This window comes from Pseudomonas sp. PDM05, from assembly GCF_014851685.1.
GTDB lineage: Bacteria > Pseudomonadota > Gammaproteobacteria > Pseudomonadales > Pseudomonadaceae > Aquipseudomonas.
The window spans coordinates 416,683-435,727 of the sequence record NZ_JACVAC010000004.1; the positions used below are offsets into that span (position 1 = coordinate 416,683).

Sequence of the window (19,045 nt, forward strand, 5' to 3'; positions counted from 1 at the left end):
AAAGGCCCTCCCCGATCATTGCCGGGAAGGGCCTTTGCCTGCGGTGCCGAGGGTTTAGTCAGTACCGTACTTCGGGTTACGCGGACCGTACAGGATCCCCGTGCGCTGGCCCGGCGACAGCAGGCGCGCGCTGGTAATACCGGCAATCGGATGGGCCGCATCAGTCGAGCTGTTGACCACTTGCTTGACCGCGGCCGTGATCAGCATGCCCACCAGGCCGCCGCCGTTGTTGTTGCCCTCCTCGCTGGACGCCCGCGCCGAGCCGGTCCACAGGGTGGTGCCGGTGCGCAGGTCGACCAGTTTGGCCGAGGCCGTCACTGCCGTGTCGCTGGCGATCAGCATGTACTTGGTGCCGTACTCGGTAACGGTGATGTACAGCGCCGCGTCCGCACCGAAGATGTCATGCAGCTTGGTCGGTGGCAGTGCCTGGATGTCGTTGGCGGTGGTCAGGCCGTTCTGGCGGAAGGTTTCATCCACCAGGGCAATCGGCAACACGTAGTAGCCGGCTTCGGCCAACGGGTAGGTGACTTGCGAGACCAGGCTGTAGGACGCCTGCACTTCCGGCGACTCATTGAGCGGCGGCAGCACCAGGATCGACTTGGGGCGCGACTGTTTGTACGCGGTGTAATCGACGGTCTTCGGCGCGGCGCAACCGCCGAGCAAGGCCAAGGCCAGCAGGGCGCCGGTGAGTTTCAACAGGCTCATTTGGTGGCGACTCCGGTCTTGGCGTTTTTCAGCAGGAAGTCCATGTACGACGCGGACTCGGGGAACAATGCCTTCTCGGTGCGAAACTCCTGCACCATCTGGTCATCCTTGCCCATGCTCAGGTACAGCATGCCCAGGTGGGCGTGGTAACCCGGCGGGGCCTTGCGGCCACTGGCGTTGATCTTTTGCAGATCCCGTTCCAGCGCCTCGACCTGCGCTTCCTTGGGCTCGCCCTTGAAGTACTCGTAAACCTGCGGCTGGTAGCTTTCCCATTGATACAGGGGCTGGGGCGCCGTGTGGCACCCGGCGACTACCGCGGTTGCTGTCAGCATCAGCGCCAACTTCACTGCCTTGCTCATCCGTGTACTGCTCCTTGAGGTGTTGCTGATCAGTTGCGCGGGTTCCAGGCGCCGGCGTTGATGCCGTCGACCAAGCGGTTGATAGCTTCGCGCATGGCCAGGTCGAGGACCTTGCCATTGAGGGTGGAGTCGTAGCTGGCGGTGCCGCCAAAGCCGACCACTTCACGGTTGGACAGCGCGTATTCACCGGCGCCCTGGGTGGAATACACCACTTCGGAAGTGTTGATGTTGACAATGTTCAACGCGACTTTGGCGTAGGCCACTTGCGTCTTGCCGCGGCCCAGGATGCCGAACAGCTGGCGGTCGCCGGTTTCCTTGCGGCCGAACTCGGTCACATCGCCGGTCACCACGTAGTCAGCGCCCTTGAGCTTCTGCACCGTGCCCTTGATCGCGGCTTCCTGGGAGATTTCGCCCATGTTGTCGCGGTCCAGCACGCTGAAGCGGTTGGTCTGTTGCAAGTGGGTGATCAGGATGGTCTTGGCCTGGCCACCGAGGCGGTCGACGCCATCGGAAAAGATGCCGCGCATGTAGCTGGAGCGGTTGTCGAACTTGCCTACGGCGATAGGTACACGCACGCCTGAATAGGCGACGTTGGCGCTGGCGACTTGCTCCACCGGCAGCGCGCGGTTGCTCTCGGTGGCGCAACCGGCCACGGTCAGAAGCGCTGCGGCGGTCAGCAGGATTTTGGACAGTGCTTTCACAGGGTGCTCCTAGAGTGAGAAATCAGCAGGTGCAGCAGGTAAAACTAGCGGGTGGGGATGTCGCGGATGTCGTTGACGATGTCGCGGCTGTAAACACGGAAGTAGAAGCCTTCGACACTGGAGTTACTGTTATTGGTCACCAGGGCGCCCATGGTCTTGTACTGCTCGAAGTTGCCGATCACGCCGCCGGGCACTTGGTCATACAGGGCCTTGGAAAAGTGAAGAACCTCGGCGCCGTTCTTCTTGACCGTGACCTTGTAGCTGAAATCGACACTGAGCAGCAGTTTGTTGTCGTCGACGATCAGCGTGGCGAGCCCGCCTTTCGAATCCTGGATATGCCGCGTGTAGACAATGCTCATATCCAGCAGATAGTCGGCCTTGTCCTTGCTGGTGGCGTAGCGACCTGCTTCGAGCAGGCGGTTCACCATATCGACACCCAACGCTTTGCGAACCTTTTCGTCGGACAGGAAGCGCTCATTTTTGCCCACCACCTCAACGTCGAGCGTGTCGAGCCAGTAGGTTGCAGTCTTGGGAATGGTGACTGGCGCCGGTGAGATGTAGTACTCCGGCTGGGAGGCACAGCCAGCCATGAGGCAGGCGGCGAAAAAGAGAACAAGCGCGCGCATGTAAGAATTCATCCCTGAACAGTATCGAGCTTTAAACAATCGGCGGCATTTTACGGAGTTGAGAGGGGTTCTCAAGGGATTTCTGAGCCCAGGCCGCCCGTTTCGCTGCCGTCTGTCGGCTCCGGCAGGGTAATCAGCGCCATCAAGGCGCAGGCTGCAGCACCGATGAAAAACGCCGAAATCAGCGCTAAGGCATTGTCTGTAAAAACAAAACCCTTGGTGCTGCCGCGCATCACCAGGTAGTCCAGCCACGTCAGCCACACAAATGCGACCGCCCCGCCGCTCAGCCCGATAATCGTATAAGTGCGGCGCCCTTTGCTGAACGCGCACAAGGTCACGAACAGCGCAAAACCCAGGGCGGGCAACAGGTACACCACCTGCGCCAGTATCGGCGTAGTGACAAACACCATCCAGAGTTCCAGCCCATGCACTTCCCCGAGTGCACGCGGGTTGCTGAACAGCTGTGCCAACGTGGCGACAAACACCACGGGGCCTGCGGCCAACCCAAACACAAAGGGCATGAACCAGAAGGCGAAGAACACTTTCAGGTGGGGGTATTTGTTTGGTTTCATCATGGTTTTTTTACGAGAACGGGCCGTGACTGTACACCGCTGCCCTGACGCTCGAAACCCGGCCGTGAGCGGCGCCCGCGATAAAAGCTTGTTCATTCAAGTTCTGCGCCGAGGGGTCGAGACAGTGGCTTGGTTCGTTCTTTTTATAGGGAAATTGCGTGTTTAAACTCCTCCTGCGGGCTACCGCCCTGATCGCCGCGCTGTCGATGACCGGCTGTGTGTCCTACACCGTCACCGGCCCTGTCGGCGCCCCGCTCCACCCTGCCGCTGTCAGCAGCCCGCGTAGCGCGCAAATCGCCGATGTCGCGGTAACTGCCGCCGACATCAACGAGGCCAACAAGACCGCCATCAGCCGCTCCCTGACCGTGCAGCTCAATCAATACGTGCGCAGCGCCGGTTACTTCAAGCAAGTCACCGAATACCCTACGCGCCTGGGCGAAAACGATGTGTCGCTGAAATTCAACATGACCTCACTCAAGGGCCACCGTGGCGTGCACCCGGCCTACGTGCCCGGTGCGTTGCTGACGCTGACGATCTGGATCTGGGTCAACGGGCCGATCTTCGTCGACACCTTTGACGTGGCCGGCGACCTGACGATCGTCGACCGCGACGGCAAGCAACTGGCGAGTGCCAAGCAAGAGGTCAAGTTCGAGCGCAACGTCGGCCTCTACGGGCGTGAATACTGGGCACCGACCATGGGTGCCAAGCAACTGAATGAATTGGTGTCGCAACTGCTCGACAGCGCCACCGCCAAGCTGCCCAAGGAGTAAGTCATGAAAGGATTGATCAAGCACAGCCTGGTGCTCGCTGCCGTGTTGCTGAGCGGTTGCGTGTCGTACTCGCAACACGAACTGCCGGCGGTGCAGACCTGGCCACCGACCGCCAACGTGCCGGCGCAGAAGCCGACGGCCTACGTACGCACCACCGCTCTGCACCAGGTCAACAGCGGCCCGGGCAACGCAGTGGCTGGCGCCCCGGCGCTGCTGTGGGAAAAGGCCGTGGCCGACTCGTTTCGCCAGTCCAATCGTTTTTCGCGGGTGAGCACCGACAAGGTCGACTCGGATATTTATGCCGACGCCACCCTGTCCAACAACGAACAGTTCAGCATGGCCTCGGCGATCATCACCGGCGCGACCTTCTTCATCATCCCGTCCACGGCGAAGAACACCTTCACCCTGGAAACGGTGTTCAAAGACAAGGATGGCAAAGAGCTGGGTCGCGTCAAAAAAAGCGAGTCGGTACGCACGTGGATGCAATTGGTGCTGATCGTGGGTATTCCATTCCAGACCGATACACGGGAAATCGTGGAGGCGTTGACGCGCAGTACGCTGGATGAGGCGGTGCAGCGCAAGTTGCTGTAAGTCGGTTCAGGCAACCTCTCTGCCAGCAGTACCACCGCCTTCGCAGCCTCGCTAAAGCTCGACAACTCCCACAGGGGATTGGCAGTGCCTGGGCAATCTCCAACGGCCCAGCAACCCCAATCACCTGTGGGAGCGGGCTTGCCCGCGAAAGCGGTAGTTCAGCCAACACCTCTACCAGCAGTGCCACCGCCTTCGCAGCCTCGCTAAAGCTCGGCAGCTCCCACAGGAGATTGGCAGTGCCTGGGCGATCTCCAGCCAAACACTGACTGCCCAGCAACCCCAATCACCTGTGGGAGCGGGCTTGCCCGCGAAAGCGGTAGTTCAGGCAACCTCTCTACCAGCAGTACCACCGCCTTCGCAGCCTCGCTAAAGCTCGACAACTCCCACAAGGGATTGGCAGTGCCTGGGCTATCTCCAGCCGAGCACTGACAGCCCACCAACACCGATCACCTGTGGGAGCGGGCTTGCCCGCGAAAGCGGTGGTTCAGACAACACCTCTACCAACAGTGCCGCCGCCTTCGCAGCCTCGCTAGGGCTCGACAGCTCCCACAGGGGATGGGCAGTGTCTGGGCTATCTCCAGCCGAGCACTGACAGCCCACCAACACCGATCACCTGTGGGAGCGGGCTTGCCCGCGAAAGCGGTGGTTCAGACAACACCTCTACCAACAGTGCCGCCGCCTTCGCAGCCTCGCTAGGGCTCGACAGCTCCCACAGGGGATGGGCAGTGTCTGGGCTATCTCCAGCCGAGCACTGACAGCCCACCAACACCGATCACCTGTGGGAGCGGGCTTGCCCGCGAAAGCGGTAGTTCAGCCAACCTCTCTGCCAGCAGTGCCGCCGTCTTCGCAGCCTCGCTAAAGCTCGACAGCTCCCACAGGGGATTGGCAGTGCCTGGGCTATCTCCAGCCGAGCACTGACAGCCCACCAACACCGATCACCTGTGGGAGCGGGCTTGCCCGCGAAAGCGGTAGTTCAGCCAACACCTCTACCAGCAGTACCGCCGCCTTCGCAGCCTCGCTAGGGCTCGACAGCTCCCACAGGGGATTGGCAGTGTCTGGTCTATCTCCAGCCGAGCACTGACAGCCCACCAACCCCAATCACCTGTGGGAGCGGGCTTGCCCGCGAAAGCGGTAGTTCAGCCAACTCCTCTACCAGCAGTACCGCCGCCTTCGCAGCCTCGCTAGGGCTCGACAGCTCCCACAAGGGATTGGCAGTGTCTGGTCTATCTCCAGCCAAGCACTGACAGCCCAGCAACCCCAATCACCTGTGGGAGCGGGCTTGCCCGCGAAAGCGGTAGTTCAGCCAACTCCTCTACCAGCAGTACCGCCGCCTTCGCAGCCTCGCTAGGGCTCGACAGCTCCCACAGGGGATGGGCAGTGTCTGGGCTATCTCCAGCCGAGCACTGACAGCCCACCAACACCGATCACCTGTGGGAGCGGGCTTGCCCGCGAAAGCGGTGGTTCAGACAACACCTCTACCAGCAGTGCCACCGCCTTCGCAGCCTCGCTAGGGCTCGACAGCTCCCACAGGGGATTGGCAGTGTCTGGTCTATCTCCAGCCGAGCACTGACAGCCCAGCAACCCCAATCACCTGTGGGAGCGGTGGGTCGACCAACCGATCTACTGAGGCCGGCACACGTTGTATGCCTGATTCTCGGCAACTTCCTCCATGTGATGCCCTATCACCGTATTGAGCACCAACTGCCGCTCCGACTTCCCGGTGGGGCGGTACGCCGAGCCCTGGGCATCGGTCTGGATCTTGAAGCCGCTACCCGCCAGTTGCTTGACCAACTGCAAGCGCCTGGCCTGATCACCGTTGCCGCGATGGTCGCTCGGCGATAGGAAAATGATGCGTTCGCGCTGCAACAGCCACACCGGGCGGTCACTGTGCTCGCTTTCAAACACGTAGGCGCAGTCCACCGCCGCGGCCGGGAAACTGGCCTTGCGCACATAGCGCCCGCCCTCATAGCCCACCAACGTCACCAGCCCAGGCTGCACCACGGCAATCGCGTCCTCGGTCTGCACGCCGTTTTGAATGCCGTAGTTCGAATACGCCCAACGCAATGGAATGAACTGCGCCGCCGTGGCGCCAAGCGCGAGGTCGTTGTTGATCCGCGCCTGATCTTCGGCGCCGCGATAAGGCACGCCCTGGCAGCCGGCAAGTGCGACCAGGCAGAGCAGCGTCAAGGTTCTGGTGAACATCCGAGAAGTGCCGATCACGGAAATCGCGTCCCGATCCGCGCCCGCTCGCTGGAGAACCAGATCCCGGTGATCTTGCCGACCACATCGGCTTCGGCAACCTGGCCCATGAAGCGACTGTCGTTGCTGTTGTTGCGGTTGTCGCCCAGCAAATAGACGTGACCCGGTTCGACTTTAAGCGGCGCCAGTTCCATCGACGCAGCGCCGTTCACGCTATCCGCCGGTGCGTGGAACAGGCCGAGGTTTTCGCCATTGTGGATCAGCTCGCCGTTGACGATGGCCAGGGTATCGCCGCCCACACCGGCGACGCGCTTGATCGCCTCGGTGCCGTTCCAGCGATACACCACGATGTCGCCGACTTTCGGCGCACCCGGCTTGAGATCGGCGATGACGTAGTCGCCCACCGACACTGTCGGCGACATCGACCCGCTCGGAATGTAGTAGTTCTTGAAGCCCAGCAACGGCACCCGCAGCACTTCCAGCAGCACGAAGGTCAGCACGATCAGCACGCCCACATACAGCGCGTGGAAGCGTTTGCGCGGCACGTCCGGCGGGCCATCGTAGCGCTTGGCCAACACCGCCGAGACGATGGCTGAACCAAGCTTGACCGCGACCACAAAGGCGAAAAACACGTACAGCCCGATAGGCGAGGCGATCAGACCGCATGCACCGAGCAAGATCACCCCGCCGTACATAAACGCGGCGACCCAGATCGCCCATTTGACACGGCCCACGTAGACCAGCCCCCAGCCCGCCACCAGGCAGGACATCAGGAAGGCTTGAAGGGGGAGTTTTGCGGGTTTCATGGCGGGTCCTCAAGGAAAATTGGTGTCCACAAAGTGTTGCGCGAAATCTTCAGCGTTGATCGCGGTGCCAGCGTTGGCGAACTTCTCGACGTTGGCCTGCCATATTGCCCGGATCTTGTCGGCAACGGTCGCCGGGAAATCCATTTGCACCTCGATCACTGACTGCCAACTGCCCGACGTGCCATACACCTCATGCAGCTTGGGTTCCATGGCGCGCAAGGTGGCCTGCTGCTCATCACTCAGCTCACCGATGGCGGCCAGGACATAGCACTCCAACAGCCGCAGGAATGGCTTGCCTTCATATCGCCTCATAATCCCTCTCCAAAATCACACCGAACCCCGTGGCGAGGGAGCTCCCTCGCCACAGGTACCGTGTTTACCCTTGATTGGGCAAGGTTAGAACGCGTACCGCGCCTTGAGCATCACCCCATCAGCGTCAAACCCACTGCGCGCCTGGCGCGTGTAGCTGGCGCCAACGGTGAAGTCCGACACCTGGTAATTCACGCCCACGCTGGCTTCGTAGCTGTCACGCGCCACCGACGCGCCGGTGACGGTAAATGCCGAACCACCCAACACATAGTTGGAGGTTTGCGCGACACGATCCCCCATCAGGTCGTGATACGCCATCAGCGTCGCTTCCGGCTGCAAGCTGCCCGTGCCCATCGGCAGGTTACCCGCCAGGCGCACACCGGCGCCCAACTCGCCCACTTCATAGCGCTGCGAACGTGTGCTCAGCGCGGCCGACGACCCCTTCTCGTCGTAACCGTCCATGCGCACGCTGGCATAACGCGCAGCCACACGAGGCTCGATCACCACCGCCTGCGACGGCTTGATGCTGTAGCCGCCGATCACACTGGCCGACAACACATTGCTGTCGTAGCTGCCCTTGGCCGTGGTGCCGGCGATGTGGCGTTTGCTCTGGTTGTCGTTATGGCCGTAGCTGAGGCTGCCGTCGACAAACCAGTCTTGCAGCGACCAGTTACCGTACAGCGACAGCGCGTGGCCCTCGACGTCGGTCTTGTTGCCCTGGTCGGAATGGATGTTGGAATTGAGGTAGCTGTAGGCCACGCCCAGGGTGGTGGTGTCGTTGACCCGACCGTCCACACCCACCGCCATGCCGCTGCTGTTGGCCGAGTAGCCGTTGGCGCCGCCGCGACCGTCCTGGTCCATGTTGCTGCTCAGGCCCTGCACCCACACGCCACCGCGCTGTTGTTGTTCACGTTGCTCGGTGAGGCGGTTGAAGATCGCGCCGTTGACCACGGTTTGCCCGGACAAGGCCACATCCAGCGCACCGCGATTGACGTCCGGCTTGAGCTGGTCGCTGATCTGCGCCAGTCGCTCGGCCGTACCGGCGTTGGCCAGGGCCTGGAACACCTGGTCATCGCTGCCGAGCTGGCTCAACACACCATTCTTGAAGCGGTTGACCGCCGTGGCCGACGCCGCGCTGGCGCCGACGGCGGCGAGGTCTTGCTGGACTTGCCCATCGGCCTTGACCGCCACCACGGCCTTGACCGTCTGCGCATCGGCCGAGTAGCTGAGCACGTCGAGCAGTGCCGAAGAACTACTCACCGACAAGCCGTTGTCTTGCACCTGGGTGGCTTGCAGCAGGGTGTATTGCGTGCCGTCGTGGGTGCTGGCGAAGTCGCCGGGGTTGGCGCTCACGGTCAGCTTCGAGGCGTCGGCGAAGGTGGCGGTGCCGTTGACGGTCAGGTAGGCGCTGGTCGGCACCACGCGGTCGGACAGGTGCATGTCGATGCCCGCACCGTTGGCGACGTTGAGGTCGCCAGTGATGCTGGTGCCCTGCGCAGAGAGGTTCAGCGAGCCCGAGTTGATCGAGACCGGCGCGCTGATGCGCGTGCCGGTGAAGTTCGCTTGGCCGGCGACGTTGACCGCGTTGAGGTTGAGCAGGTCGCCGACGATGGCGCCGCCGGTCCAGTTCAGCGTCGCCAGGTTGGCGGCGTCCACGGCAACCCCGGAGTTGCTGCGGATTTCGCCGGCTTGCTGGTTGATCTCGAACGGCGAGGTCTGTTCGCTGGCGTTGACCAGGATCGCAGTGCCGTCTGCGGTGATGGTGCCGCGGTTGACGATGCCTCGGGCGCCGCTCGCACTATTGGCAGCGAAGGTGGCACCGCTGAACTCGAAGGCACTGGCATCGGTGCCCTTGGCTTCAAGCGTGCCGGTGTTGAGGATGTAATCGATGGTGCCGTTGTAAAACAGCACGCCGCGCGCCGCGCTGCCGTCGGCAGAAACCAGCCCACTGTTTTCGATACGCAGCGCGCTGGTCGCGGTTTCCACTTCAATGCCCAGGGCGTCCTCACCCGTGGCGATGATCGAGCCGGAGTTGAGGATCTTGCCGCCGATGGTGGTCGGGGTGGCGCCGTCGACATCAAGGATCAAACCCGTGGCGCCACGGCCATCCATGTTGATCACGCCGGTGTTGGAAACGTCGCCGCCAATGGTGGTGCCGTGCAGGTAAATGCCTTCGCCACCGCCCACGAAACCCAGCGTCGGTGCATTCGGCAGCGGCGCCGTCGAGCGGATCGTGCCCGAGTTGATCACACTGCCGCCAATGGTCGCGTCACCGATCTCCAGCCCTTCATAACCGCCATGGCTCATCAGGATATTACCGGCCTGAATCACATCCCCCGTGATGGTGCTGGGGGGCAGGTTGTTCGGGCCGGTCCAGTACATCGGGTCGATGGCCATCGCACGGATCGTTTTGCCTTGCGAGTCCAACGTAATGTCGGCGCGGTTGATCAGCGAACCCTGGATGTGGGTATCGGTAAAGCCCAGGCCCGCCGGCAGGGTAGTGCTGGGGTCGACCACTTGGGAGAGCTGCCCGGTGATGGTCACAGGCTCATTGAAGGTCTCACTGGCCCAAATATTCTTGCCCTGCCCCAGGTCGAACTCCACGGCCAGCACCTGGGTGCTGATCGCGCCGACCATGAGGGCCAACAGGGTTTTCTGGAACGGCTTGCGCTTCATTTCTAACTCCATGAACTACGGGTCATTGCCGCCAATACGCCCGACGGCAGTAGGTAAAACGAGTGAATGGATCAATTGATCCGCGTGCATTCCCCCCAGGTGCCCGCCTAAAACCCAGGCGCACGAAGACGCACCGCAAGGGGCGGTGGCAGGCAGGGGAATAGAGGGGAGAGGTTCACATCAATCCTTAATGTCATTTGAAAACGCTGCAGTCCATGCAGCCCGACCGCTTGTGGGTGGGCGGGGTAGAGACCCCGGGATAAACGAAATGTTCAAATGGTGTAGAGGTGGGAGCTGGGTTTGTGAACGGGGTCGCAGACCCGGCGCGTGAGGTTCTGCCTCACCTGAGCGGTCAAGCGACTGAGCACTGGGCCAGAGGGCCGCTTTGAGGAGGTTTGGCTATGGCCTGATCTAGGTCGCCTTGCCGAAATCCAGAATGAACCCCGACAAATAAGCCAGAAACCTGACGGGACTGTAGTGAGCGGGCTTGCCCCGCGCTGGGCGGCGCAGCCGCCCCAAACGGGACGCCGCGGTGTTTCAGAAAGACCGAGGTGTCTGGACCTGGGGCGGCTGCGCCGCCCAGCGCGGGCAAGCCCGCTCACTACGGGCTTGGATCAGCTGGCGTCTTTGTTGCGATCCTGGCCGGGCACCAGGGTCAATGTGGGTTTTTCCACGTCGCGGGAGACGTGGGATTTCACTTCTTCCACACCGCCCTCTTCGTCGTTGTGGATCACCAGCACACCGGGTTTGCGCAGTTGTTCCAGATCACCCGCGCCGAGCTTGAAGCTCTCGCTGAGGTGCGTGTCGCTGAGCGCGTTGGCCTCGGCGCGGCGCTGGGCGAATTTGCGGCCTTTGCGTTGCTGGTAGCGCGCCCAGGTGACCAGGATCAGCGCATTGAACAGCGCGATCCACAGATAGATCTGCAAGGTGTTGAGCGCCGCAAAGATGGGCGCCTCGATGCGCGGCCCGCCGTGGGTCTCGAGCATCGCGCCGATCCCGCGTGCCAGCAGCCAGATCAACCCGGCCCAGGCGGCCAGGGTCAGCACCACATCGACGATCCACATCACGGTGTTTTGGCGAGTTCTGACCAGTTTCATGATCACACCTCCTCGTTGGCGGGTTTGATCCCACGATCCGGGCTGACCCAGCGCGCGCGCTTCTGGTGCTGGTTGAACAGCACCTTGGGAAAGCTGACCAATGTAGTGAACAAGCTGACCAGCCAGAACACCATCGGATACCACACGGTCCAGAACAGGGTTTTCCACAGGTCTTTTTCGTAGCGCCGGTCAATCAGGATGCTCACGGCAAACTGCACCAGGCACACCATCGCCAGCACCAGGCCGGTAAACGCCGGGGGCACCAGGGAGTCCACGGCAATCGCCGGTGGCAGCACCATGAACTTGCCCAGGCCCCAGAAGATCACCGAGAGCAGGAAGGTGAACGCCCAGCCGGTGGACAGGCAGTATTCGAACAGCAGCGGCCACAGGTAGCGATGGCGCCATTGCCAGATGCCACGGATGTTCTTGAACAGCACTTCGGCGCCGCCCTGGGCCCAGCGCAGGCGCTGTTTCCACAGGCCGCCGACGGTTTCCGGCATCAGGATCCAGCACAGCGCACGCGGCTCGTAGAAGATCGCCCAGTGATCGAGTTGCAGCTTCCAGCTGACGTCGATGTCCTCGGTGATCATGTCGGTGCTCCAGTAGTCGATGCGGTCCAGCGCCTTTTTACGGAACGCCACCACCACACCGGACACCGTGAAGATGCGCCCGAACACCCGCTGCGTACGCTTGATCAAACCGATGATCGAGGAGAACTCGCCCACCTGCACCCGCCCGATCAAGGTCGACCGCGTACGAATGCGCGGGTTGCCGGTCACCGCGCCCAGGCGTGGGTTGTCGAGCATCGGCGCCACCATATAGGCCGCCGCATTGCGGTCGAGCAATGCATCGCCGTCGATGCACACCAGGAACTCGCTGCGCGCTGCCACGGCGCCCATGCGCAAGGCCACCGCCTTGCCCTGGTTCTGCGCCAGGTGCAACACGCGCAGGCGCGGGTGTTCCAGGGCGAGGGCATCGAGCACGGCGGCGGTGTTGTCCTTGGAGCCGTCGTTGACCGCGATCACTTCGATGTTCGGGTAGACCTGGTCCAACGCCGCATGGATGGTCTCGGCCGCGTTATCGCCCTCGTTGTAGCAGGGGATGATGATCGAGATCAGCGGGTTGCCGGCCAGGGTCGGCGCCGGGGTGTCTTCTTCCCACGGCCAGTGGCGCTCCCAGTGCAGCCAGAAATACAGGCCGCCGGCGATCCACAGTGCCGACATGAACAGCGGGTAGAAGAACACGAAGTCCATCAGGAACTGCCCGGTGACCAGGAAGATCAGGCCCAGGGGCACGCCCAATACCAGCGCCAGTACGAATATAGCCAGGATTCTGTCGAACATGGTCAAGGGTTCCATTGATTGGAAAGGGCCGGACGCACGGTCTTCAGGTCCGGGGAGTTTTCCAGGAAGTTGTCCGGGTAGTAGCCAAAACTGGTGACCCCCTGGCGCTTGAGCACACCCATCCATTGCGCCATCTGGTCGCTGTCGATGTCCGGTGCGGCCTTGGTGCGCCAGTCTTTGGCTTGCAGTTCAAACACGGTTTTGTTCAGCGCACCGGGGCGCGCCTTGACCGTGGCGACCAGTTTTTCCAGCCAGGCGTTGGACGTCTTGTACTCCTGGCCTTCCATCAACGGCATGGCCATCGGCGCGGTCCAGTCGTAGGTCTGGAGGAAATCATCGAGGTTCTGTGCGAACCAGGCTTCGCTCTGCGGATTGAGCATCGGCTCGGCGAAGATATTGCGCGCAGTCAGCACCTGCGGCCCGGCAATCGCGCGGACTTTGCCGGTCAGCTCATTGGTGAAGTCGATCAGGTAGCGGCTCTTGAAACGGGTCCAGCGCTGCATCACGGCCGGGTCGGCGCGCAGGGCTTGGATGCTGCCGGGCAAGCCTTGCGCGACATAGGCCTTGAGCGCGGCGGGGCTGGCATCTTCGAAGTCGTTGAACACCGCGTCGTCGTGATACAGCACGCCATCGATGGCACTGTTGCGCGCCAGGTCCTCGTAGATCTCGCCGATGATCTTGCGCACTTGCGGGTCGAACGGCGACAGGCGCTGATATTGATCCGGGTCGAGGCCGATTTGGCCGGTTTTCGGGTCCCAGCGCGTCACGCGCGGCAGCTTGGGATCGAGGGCGAAACTCAGCACCGGCATCCACGCATACACGGCGGCATGGGCACGGGTGTGCAGTTGCCAGGCAACGCGGTTGAACAGGTCGGCGCGCACCGGCAGGTGACGGTTGGGGAAGTACACCGAGTGCACCAGGCCGTCACCCTTGGGGTCGGCGAAGGCTTGCAGGAAGACCGTGCTTGCGCCCATGTCCAACACGCGCTGCACCAACTGGTCGAGGTTGCGCGCTTGCTGGGCTGCGTCCGGGTCATACACGTTGTCCAGGTCCACATGCATCACCCGCAGCGGCGCCGGAGTTTGCACCGCGACCATGCTGTTGGCGAAGTGCTCGCCGTCCGGGTCGGAGGCCACCAGAAAGCGCGGGCTGTTCATCAGGTCGCCGAGGTTGTCGAGGCCGTCTTCCAGGGTCAGGGCCATCTGGTAGCCCTGTTCGGCGACGATCGACAACGTGGTGCCTTTGGCGGCGCCGTATGGCCACACCCATACCCGTGGTTTTTTGCCGGTGACTGCCTGGATCTTGTTGGAGATCGCCGTGACGTCCGCACGCATCCGCGCCTGGAACTGCGCCTGGGTTTCGTAGCGGCCGGTGGCCGGGTCATAACGCAGCGAGGCCGCCGCCGGTTCCAGGTTGCCCTGGGGGTTGGCGAGAATCCCGGTGTGGCTGGCATCGGTGTGCGCGGCCACTTCCACCAGACCGGACTGCGACACTTCACGGATCTGCTGCCAGGTCAGGAATTCACCCCGTGGACGTGGCACACCGGCAAAATCCACGGGTTTATCCAGCGGCGTATCGATCCAGTAGCCCACCGGCGCCAGCACGGCATGCCAGTTATAGGCGCGCAGAATCGGCATCACGCGGGTGTAGAAGCTTGAATAGCCGTCATCGAAGCTGAGCATGATGGCTTTGGGCGGCAACGGTGTGCCGCCACGGCGGGCGGCGAGGATCTGATCGACGCTGACCGCCTGGTAGCCGTTCTCGCGCAGCCAGGCCAACTGCTCGATCAAACGTTCGGTGCGTACCGCCACCACCGCCTGATCGGGGTCGCGGTCCTCGACGTCGTGGTAGGCAATGCCCAAGAAGTGGTTCTTCGGCCACGGCAATTCGTTGGGCGCGATCGGCCGCTCGGCGGGTGGGGTGAAAGGCGCGGGTTGCTGGGCACAGGCACTGGCCAGCATTACGCCCAGGATCAACAAGCAACGGCTGAGGACGGTCATGGTCAGGCTCTTCTAGAAACGGTAAGTGAGGTCGACGAGCAGGCGCAGATCGCGTTCGCGATTGCCGTCGTAAGGTCGGCTGATCAGGCTCAGGTTGGCACCGGCTTCCAGCACGTCGTTCCAGCGGTAGCGTTGGCCGTAGCCCACCAGCCCGATGCCGCCGGTGGAATAATCCTGCTGGCTATAGGTACCCGCACCGACCTGGAACTGCTGACTCCACTGAGTCTCGTAGCGGTGATAGAGCACATGATTGATGTTGATGACCGGCAGCACGGTGAAGTCCGACTTCGGGTTGAAGTACACCGTGTCTTCCTTGCTGTTGCGGCTGGCGCCGACCTCCAGGCCCAGGTCCACTTGCACCCGTGGTGAGCTGTAGAGGCCTTCGCGGCCGCTGAGCAGGGCTTCGAAACGGTCGTTGCCGTCACTGAAATGGGACGGGCTGAGGGTCAGTTTCCACTCGCGGCTTTCATTGGCGCGCCAGCGCACAAAACCGCTGCCGCCGTTGGCGGTGATGCCGGCATTCAACGCCCGCAGTGGCGTGGTGGACAGCAGATAACCGAGGCTACCGCCGTATTGCCAGTTGTCGTTGATGTCACGGGCAATCGACACCGCGGCACCTTGTTTGCTGCCATCGCCGTAGGAATGGTTGGAAACTTCGGCCTCCAGGGTCATGTCGCGGGTACGCCGTTCGACGCCCACGGTCTGCCAGCGGTGATGGCCCGTGCCTTCTTCAAAGTCGGCGGTGGCGTAACCGGCACCGGCGAACAGGCGCCAGTCTTCGTCAATCGGCGGCGTGTAGATACGGCTTTCAATGCCCCAGTCACGACTGCCCGAGACGGCACCGGCCGCGCTGTCGCTACCGCCGCCAAAGCTCTTGCCGGTGTAGGCCTCGACGCGCAGCTCGGCCATGTCGTGCACATCGCGCAACCGGCTCAGGCGCTGCACCTGACGGCTGTCCGGGTTGCGAGCGAGCACGTCGTCGGTGAGCACGTCGAGCTGGCGCCACTCCTGCAAATCCATCGCGGTGTAGGCCTGGCTGACTTCCAGGCCGATGTCACGCGGCACCTGGGCTTCGGTTTCCTTGAGAATGCCTTCGGCGCGCCGTGGCAAGTCGCGGGCGCGGTACATGTCGGCCTGGGCCAGGCGCAGGCCGACGTTGCCTGGGGCCTTGTCGACCAACGCGTCCAGGCTGGACTCGCTGCCCGGCAGGTCGCCGCCGTACACGCCGGACTGGGCCGACAGTTGTTGCGCATCCATCCAGGCGTCGTTGGGATTGCCGATGGGCAAGCCTTTGAGTTCAACCCGTGGCTTCTGGCTGGTGGCGAGGCCTTTGGCGACTTCGACCGCCTCTGTGCCCCTGTCGCTTTCCTGCAAGGCGTAGAACAGCGCCGTGGTGTCTTCGACCCGATCATCCGGCTCGGCATCCGGCGCACTCAGGGCCTGACGATACAGCGGCTCGGATTTCTCCGGCTGGCGCTGATCGAGGTACGACGCGGCCACCCAACGCACGGCATAGGTGGGCAATTGCACGCCTTCGGCGGTGAGGGTTTCGTACTCGCGGATCACTTCGGCGGTACGTGCGCGGGCCTTGAGCGCACCCAGGCGGTCGATGCGCCAGCGCACTACGTCGTCGTGGGCGCTGGCGTCCGGGGTCCAGCGGGCGAGCAGTTTGTCGTAGTCCTGCAGGGCACGGTCGGCGACGACATAGCGTTCGTTTTCCGAACGCGTGGCGAACTCGGCCATGCGCACGCGTTCGGCGGCTAGGTCACCTTCCAGGCGACGCTGGGTCACCGGGTCGACCAGGCCCGGGCGCTTGGCCGACAGGCGCAGGGCCGGTTCCGGCATGCGGGCCTTTTGCAAGGCGACGATGTATTCGCGGGCAACTTCCGGTTTATCCCCGGCATGCAGGAAGGCCTGGTCGAACTCGAACAGCGCGTCATAGTTGAAGCCCGCGCGGGTCAGCGCGTAGCCCAGGGCCATGCGCCGGTTCGGATCATCGGGCTTGGCTGCCACCAGCGCACGAGTGCGCTGCACGGCTTCGGTGATGTTGCCGCCGTCGGCCTGGGTCAGGGCCAGGCCCAGTTGCAGGTCGACATTGTTCGGGTCACGCAGCAGCGCCTGGCGATACACCGCCTCGGCTTGCGCCCACTGCTTCTGATTGCGATAGGTGCGCGCCACGGTGGCGAGCGCCTGGGGCGTCAAGGTGCGATTTTTACCCTGAGCCTCGTACACCTTGAGCACTTCGGCATCCTGCCCTGCCCAACCGGCGATAACCAGGTGATCACTGATCTGGCCCGGCGTCTGGCGCTCGGCAGGCAACTGGCGCAATTGCGTCAGGGCCGGCGTGAAATTGCCGTTGCGGGCCTGAATGATCAGGGCATCGTAGGCAGGGTCGGCCACGGCGAAGGCTGGCACCAGTAACTGGCTGCACAAGGCTGCCCCGATGAGCAGTCGCAACCGGCCTGAAGCACTGAGTGGTAGGTTTCGCAGCATATCGTGAGCTTCCTTACACACGGAAAGCTGTAACGATAGGTGGTCCTGAGCGATTTGCATCAGGGTGTCGGCGTCTAGTGACCCGACCTAGCTTTCCTGTAGGAACTATCCCTTAGGAAAGTAGGGAAAAGGCCAATTCATAACAATTGTTCAGAATTGGTGGGGAATCTGAAAAGCCAATGGGGGGACGGACTTACCTGTGATAACGGGGTCAGTGTCGACTGTTTGACCCCGTTCACACGCACGCCCGCCCCCCCATTATTTATTTGCGGGTGATGGCGAAATTTTTACTGCGCGCCGCTCACCGCACCGGCTTTGGCCAACACGAAACCAATGAATTGCTCAACGCTCATCTTCTGGCCGTTGAAGGTCACTTCGTTGTTGGCGTAGTGCAACTGGGACACCACGTCATTGCCGACCAGGGTCGCCAGTTGGGTGCCGACGGCCATGCCGCTGACCATTTCAGAAGCCATCTGTGCTTGCTGCTCGACGGCTTTCGGATCGGTCACGCCACCGGCCTGGGCTTGCAGGGCGGCGATGTCGGCGATCATGGGCTTGGACAGGGTCAGGTTGGCATCCAGCAACGCAATGATCTGCTTGCCCAGCTCAACAGGTGGCAGCTCCATGGACGCAGGCTTGGCCAGGTCCAGGACCAGGTTGAACTTGCTTTCGCCGTGGGCGGTTTTCAGCGACAGGTTTTCCAGCGCCACTTGCGGCTTGGCGGCCAGCAGTTGGTTGACGTTGGCTTCGGCCAGGGTCTGCTCGGCTTCGGTCAGTTGCAGTTCCGGCATCGGTTGCCCGGCAGCGGCGGCGGCTTGCACCGGCTGCATCTTGTCCTGGTACAGCTTGGTCAGCAGCAGGCCCGACGGCACGTCAATGTTCTTCACGCTCACGGCCATGGCGGCGGAGCCGACCGGTTTGCCCTGGAAGCCGATCGCGTCGATCTTGTAGTCGACGCGGCCAGCCATGTTGTTGTCTTTGACGTCGCTGGTGTCTTTCTGCTCGAAGCCCTTGAGGGTCAGCACGGTTTGTTGCGGGCCGAAGGTCAGCTTGGTGTCGGTCAGTTCAACGGTGTTCTGCCCGGTGTAGAAGCCGAAGGTGGATTTTTCCAGGTTGCTGGCCACGGTCAGGCCGGACAGGTCGGCGGCAAAGGGCGTGCCGTTGCCATCGACGGCGTTCAGCTTGAGGCTGTTCATGAAGCCGTCGACCTTGACCTTCTTGCCTTCGGCGCTGCTGTCGAAGTCCAGGTTCAGCCCGGAGAAGCTGGCGCTGGACGTGTCGTCCTTGTACTCCAGCGGCAGCAATTCGAGATTACCGCTGACCGAACGGCTGTAACCGATATTGGCCACGCCCTTGAGCGGCGACACGTCTTTGGCGGCGGCGAACCATTTTTCGGTGGTGGCGTTCTTTTCCAGCGCGTAGTGACTGGTGGCCATGACCGGCAGCCACTTCAGCGACACCAGACGCGAGAACGGCAGCGGGCCGTGTTCGATGTGGTCGACGAAGAGCAGTTCCGGGTTCGGGTTCTGCTCACCGAAGAACGAGCCCTGGGCCTTGAGGCGATAGTGCGCGGTACTGCTGAACAAGCCACGGTCGAGGGAGACCAGCTCCAGGTCCAGACGCCCGTCTACGCCGGCCATGGAACGTTGCAGTTCCTTGTTGGCGTCCTGCACCGCCGTTTGCAGCACCGGCTCCAACTGCTTGCCGGTGTACCAGGCACCGCCTGCACTGACGACGCCAACGGCGACAACAAAACCCAAAAGAACTACGGCTGGCTTATTCATGAAGTGACCTGATC

The 19,045-nt window shown here is 62.5% G+C and carries 16 protein-coding genes; 2 read left to right on the plus strand and 14 right to left on the minus strand.

Translation table 11 applies throughout. From position 1 onward, the window contains the following. Positions 1–54: 54 nt before the first annotated feature. The 5 genes from IB241_RS11705 to IB241_RS11725 all read right to left on the minus strand — a co-directional run bounded on the left by IB241_RS11705 (position 55) and on the right by IB241_RS11725 (position 3,059). Complete coding sequence (locus tag IB241_RS11705; RefSeq protein WP_192298534.1) at positions 55–705, minus strand: DUF799 domain-containing protein; 651 nt, start codon at positions 703–705, stop codon at positions 55–57. After that, on the minus strand, positions 702–1,064 hold the full coding sequence (locus IB241_RS11710) for a DUF4810 domain-containing protein (RefSeq protein ID WP_192298535.1): 363 nt from the start codon (positions 1,062–1,064) through the stop codon (positions 702–704). Before IB241_RS11710 ends, IB241_RS11705 begins: the two co-directional genes overlap by 4 nt. Before the next feature lie 29 nt (positions 1,065–1,093). Then, positions 1,094–1,765: a CsgG/HfaB family protein gene (locus IB241_RS11715; RefSeq protein WP_192298536.1), complete on the minus strand. Its 672-nt coding sequence runs from the start codon at positions 1,763–1,765 to the stop codon at positions 1,094–1,096. 44 nt (positions 1,766–1,809) lie between these two features. Next, complete coding sequence (locus IB241_RS11720) at positions 1,810–2,391, minus strand: hypothetical protein (protein WP_192298537.1); 582 nt, start codon at positions 2,389–2,391, stop codon at positions 1,810–1,812. 71 nt (positions 2,392–2,462) lie between these two features. Then, the gene (locus IB241_RS11725) at positions 2,463–3,059 is read right to left on the minus strand and encodes a hypothetical protein (protein ID WP_192298538.1); all 597 of its coding nucleotides are present in this window, start codon (positions 3,057–3,059) and stop codon (positions 2,463–2,465) included. Between the two features lie 62 nt (positions 3,060–3,121). Between IB241_RS11725 and IB241_RS11730 the strand changes: the two genes are divergently transcribed. Both IB241_RS11730 and IB241_RS11735 read left to right on the plus strand, forming a co-directional pair. Continuing rightward, positions 3,122–3,733, plus strand: coding sequence for a hypothetical protein (locus IB241_RS11730; RefSeq protein ID WP_192298539.1), 612 nt, complete (start codon positions 3,122–3,124; stop codon positions 3,731–3,733). Positions 3,734–3,736: 3 nt separating this feature from the next. Next, complete coding sequence (locus IB241_RS11735; protein ID WP_192298540.1) at positions 3,737–4,324, plus strand: hypothetical protein; 588 nt, start codon at positions 3,737–3,739, stop codon at positions 4,322–4,324. 1,620 nt (positions 4,325–5,944) lie between these two features. Here IB241_RS11735 and IB241_RS11740 read toward each other — a convergent pair. The 9 genes from IB241_RS11740 to IB241_RS11780 form a co-directional block, all read right to left on the minus strand. Beyond that, positions 5,945–6,526, minus strand: coding sequence for a hypothetical protein (locus IB241_RS11740; protein ID WP_192298541.1), 582 nt, complete (start codon positions 6,524–6,526; stop codon positions 5,945–5,947). Between the two features lie 14 nt (positions 6,527–6,540). Further along, complete coding sequence (gene lepB / locus IB241_RS11745; protein WP_192298542.1) at positions 6,541–7,329, minus strand: signal peptidase I; 789 nt, start codon at positions 7,327–7,329, stop codon at positions 6,541–6,543. Positions 7,330–7,338: 9 nt separating this feature from the next. After that, complete coding sequence (locus IB241_RS11750) at positions 7,339–7,641, minus strand: hypothetical protein (protein WP_192298543.1); 303 nt, start codon at positions 7,639–7,641, stop codon at positions 7,339–7,341. Between the two features lie 84 nt (positions 7,642–7,725). Further along, positions 7,726–10,314, minus strand: coding sequence for an autotransporter outer membrane beta-barrel domain-containing protein (locus IB241_RS11755; RefSeq protein WP_192298544.1), 2,589 nt, complete (start codon positions 10,312–10,314; stop codon positions 7,726–7,728). A gap of 614 nt (positions 10,315–10,928) precedes the next feature. Next, positions 10,929–11,411, minus strand: a complete 483-nt coding sequence (pgaD, locus tag IB241_RS11760; protein WP_192298545.1) for a poly-beta-1,6-N-acetyl-D-glucosamine biosynthesis protein PgaD — start codon at positions 11,409–11,411, stop codon at positions 10,929–10,931. Positions 11,412–11,413: 2 nt separating this feature from the next. After that, positions 11,414–12,754: a poly-beta-1,6-N-acetyl-D-glucosamine synthase gene (gene pgaC, locus IB241_RS11765; RefSeq protein ID WP_192298546.1), complete on the minus strand. Its 1,341-nt coding sequence runs from the start codon at positions 12,752–12,754 to the stop codon at positions 11,414–11,416. A gap of 2 nt (positions 12,755–12,756) precedes the next feature. Then, on the minus strand, positions 12,757–14,754 hold the full coding sequence (gene pgaB / locus IB241_RS11770) for a poly-beta-1,6-N-acetyl-D-glucosamine N-deacetylase PgaB (protein WP_192298547.1): 1,998 nt from the start codon (positions 14,752–14,754) through the stop codon (positions 12,757–12,759). 12 nt (positions 14,755–14,766) lie between these two features. Next, the gene (pgaA, locus tag IB241_RS11775) at positions 14,767–17,247 is read right to left on the minus strand and encodes a poly-beta-1,6 N-acetyl-D-glucosamine export porin PgaA (protein ID WP_192298548.1); all 2,481 of its coding nucleotides are present in this window, start codon (positions 17,245–17,247) and stop codon (positions 14,767–14,769) included. Between the two features lie 287 nt (positions 17,248–17,534). Beyond that, a complete protein-coding gene (locus tag IB241_RS11780; RefSeq protein ID WP_192298549.1) occupies positions 17,535–19,031 on the minus strand; it encodes a YdgA family protein in 1,497 nt (498 codons plus the stop codon). Positions 19,032–19,045 lie beyond the last annotated feature (14 nt).

Excerpts from the sequence above, each read along its gene's own strand:
- pgaC (WP_192298546.1), bottom strand. The coding sequence starts at position 12,754 with ATGTTCGACAGAATCCTGGCTATATTCGTACTGGCGCTGGTATTGGGC.
- IB241_RS11735 (WP_192298540.1), top strand. The coding sequence starts at position 3,737 with ATGAAAGGATTGATCAAGCACAGCCTGGTGCTCGCTGCCGTGTTGCTG.
- IB241_RS11755 (WP_192298544.1), bottom strand. The coding sequence starts at position 10,314 with ATGAAGCGCAAGCCGTTCCAGAAAACCCTGTTGGCCCTCATGGTCGGC.
- pgaB (WP_192298547.1), bottom strand. The coding sequence starts at position 14,754 with ATGACCGTCCTCAGCCGTTGCTTGTTGATCCTGGGCGTAATGCTGGCC.
- IB241_RS11710 (WP_192298535.1), bottom strand. The coding sequence starts at position 1,064 with ATGAGCAAGGCAGTGAAGTTGGCGCTGATGCTGACAGCAACCGCGGTA.
- IB241_RS11705 (WP_192298534.1), bottom strand. The coding sequence starts at position 705 with ATGAGCCTGTTGAAACTCACCGGCGCCCTGCTGGCCTTGGCCTTGCTC.
- pgaA (WP_192298548.1), bottom strand. The coding sequence starts at position 17,247 with ATGCTGCGAAACCTACCACTCAGTGCTTCAGGCCGGTTGCGACTGCTC.
- IB241_RS11740 (WP_192298541.1), bottom strand. The coding sequence starts at position 6,526 with ATGTTCACCAGAACCTTGACGCTGCTCTGCCTGGTCGCACTTGCCGGC.
- IB241_RS11780 (WP_192298549.1), bottom strand. The coding sequence starts at position 19,031 with ATGAATAAGCCAGCCGTAGTTCTTTTGGGTTTTGTTGTCGCCGTTGGC.
- lepB (WP_192298542.1), bottom strand. The coding sequence starts at position 7,329 with ATGAAACCCGCAAAACTCCCCCTTCAAGCCTTCCTGATGTCCTGCCTG.
- IB241_RS11725 (WP_192298538.1), bottom strand. The coding sequence starts at position 3,059 with ATGAACAAGCTTTTATCGCGGGCGCCGCTCACGGCCGGGTTTCGAGCG.
- pgaD (WP_192298545.1), bottom strand. The coding sequence starts at position 11,411 with ATGAAACTGGTCAGAACTCGCCAAAACACCGTGATGTGGATCGTCGAT.
- IB241_RS11720 (WP_192298537.1), bottom strand. The coding sequence starts at position 2,391 with ATGCGCGCGCTTGTTCTCTTTTTCGCCGCCTGCCTCATGGCTGGCTGT.
- IB241_RS11750 (WP_192298543.1), bottom strand. The coding sequence starts at position 7,641 with ATGAGGCGATATGAAGGCAAGCCATTCCTGCGGCTGTTGGAGTGCTAT.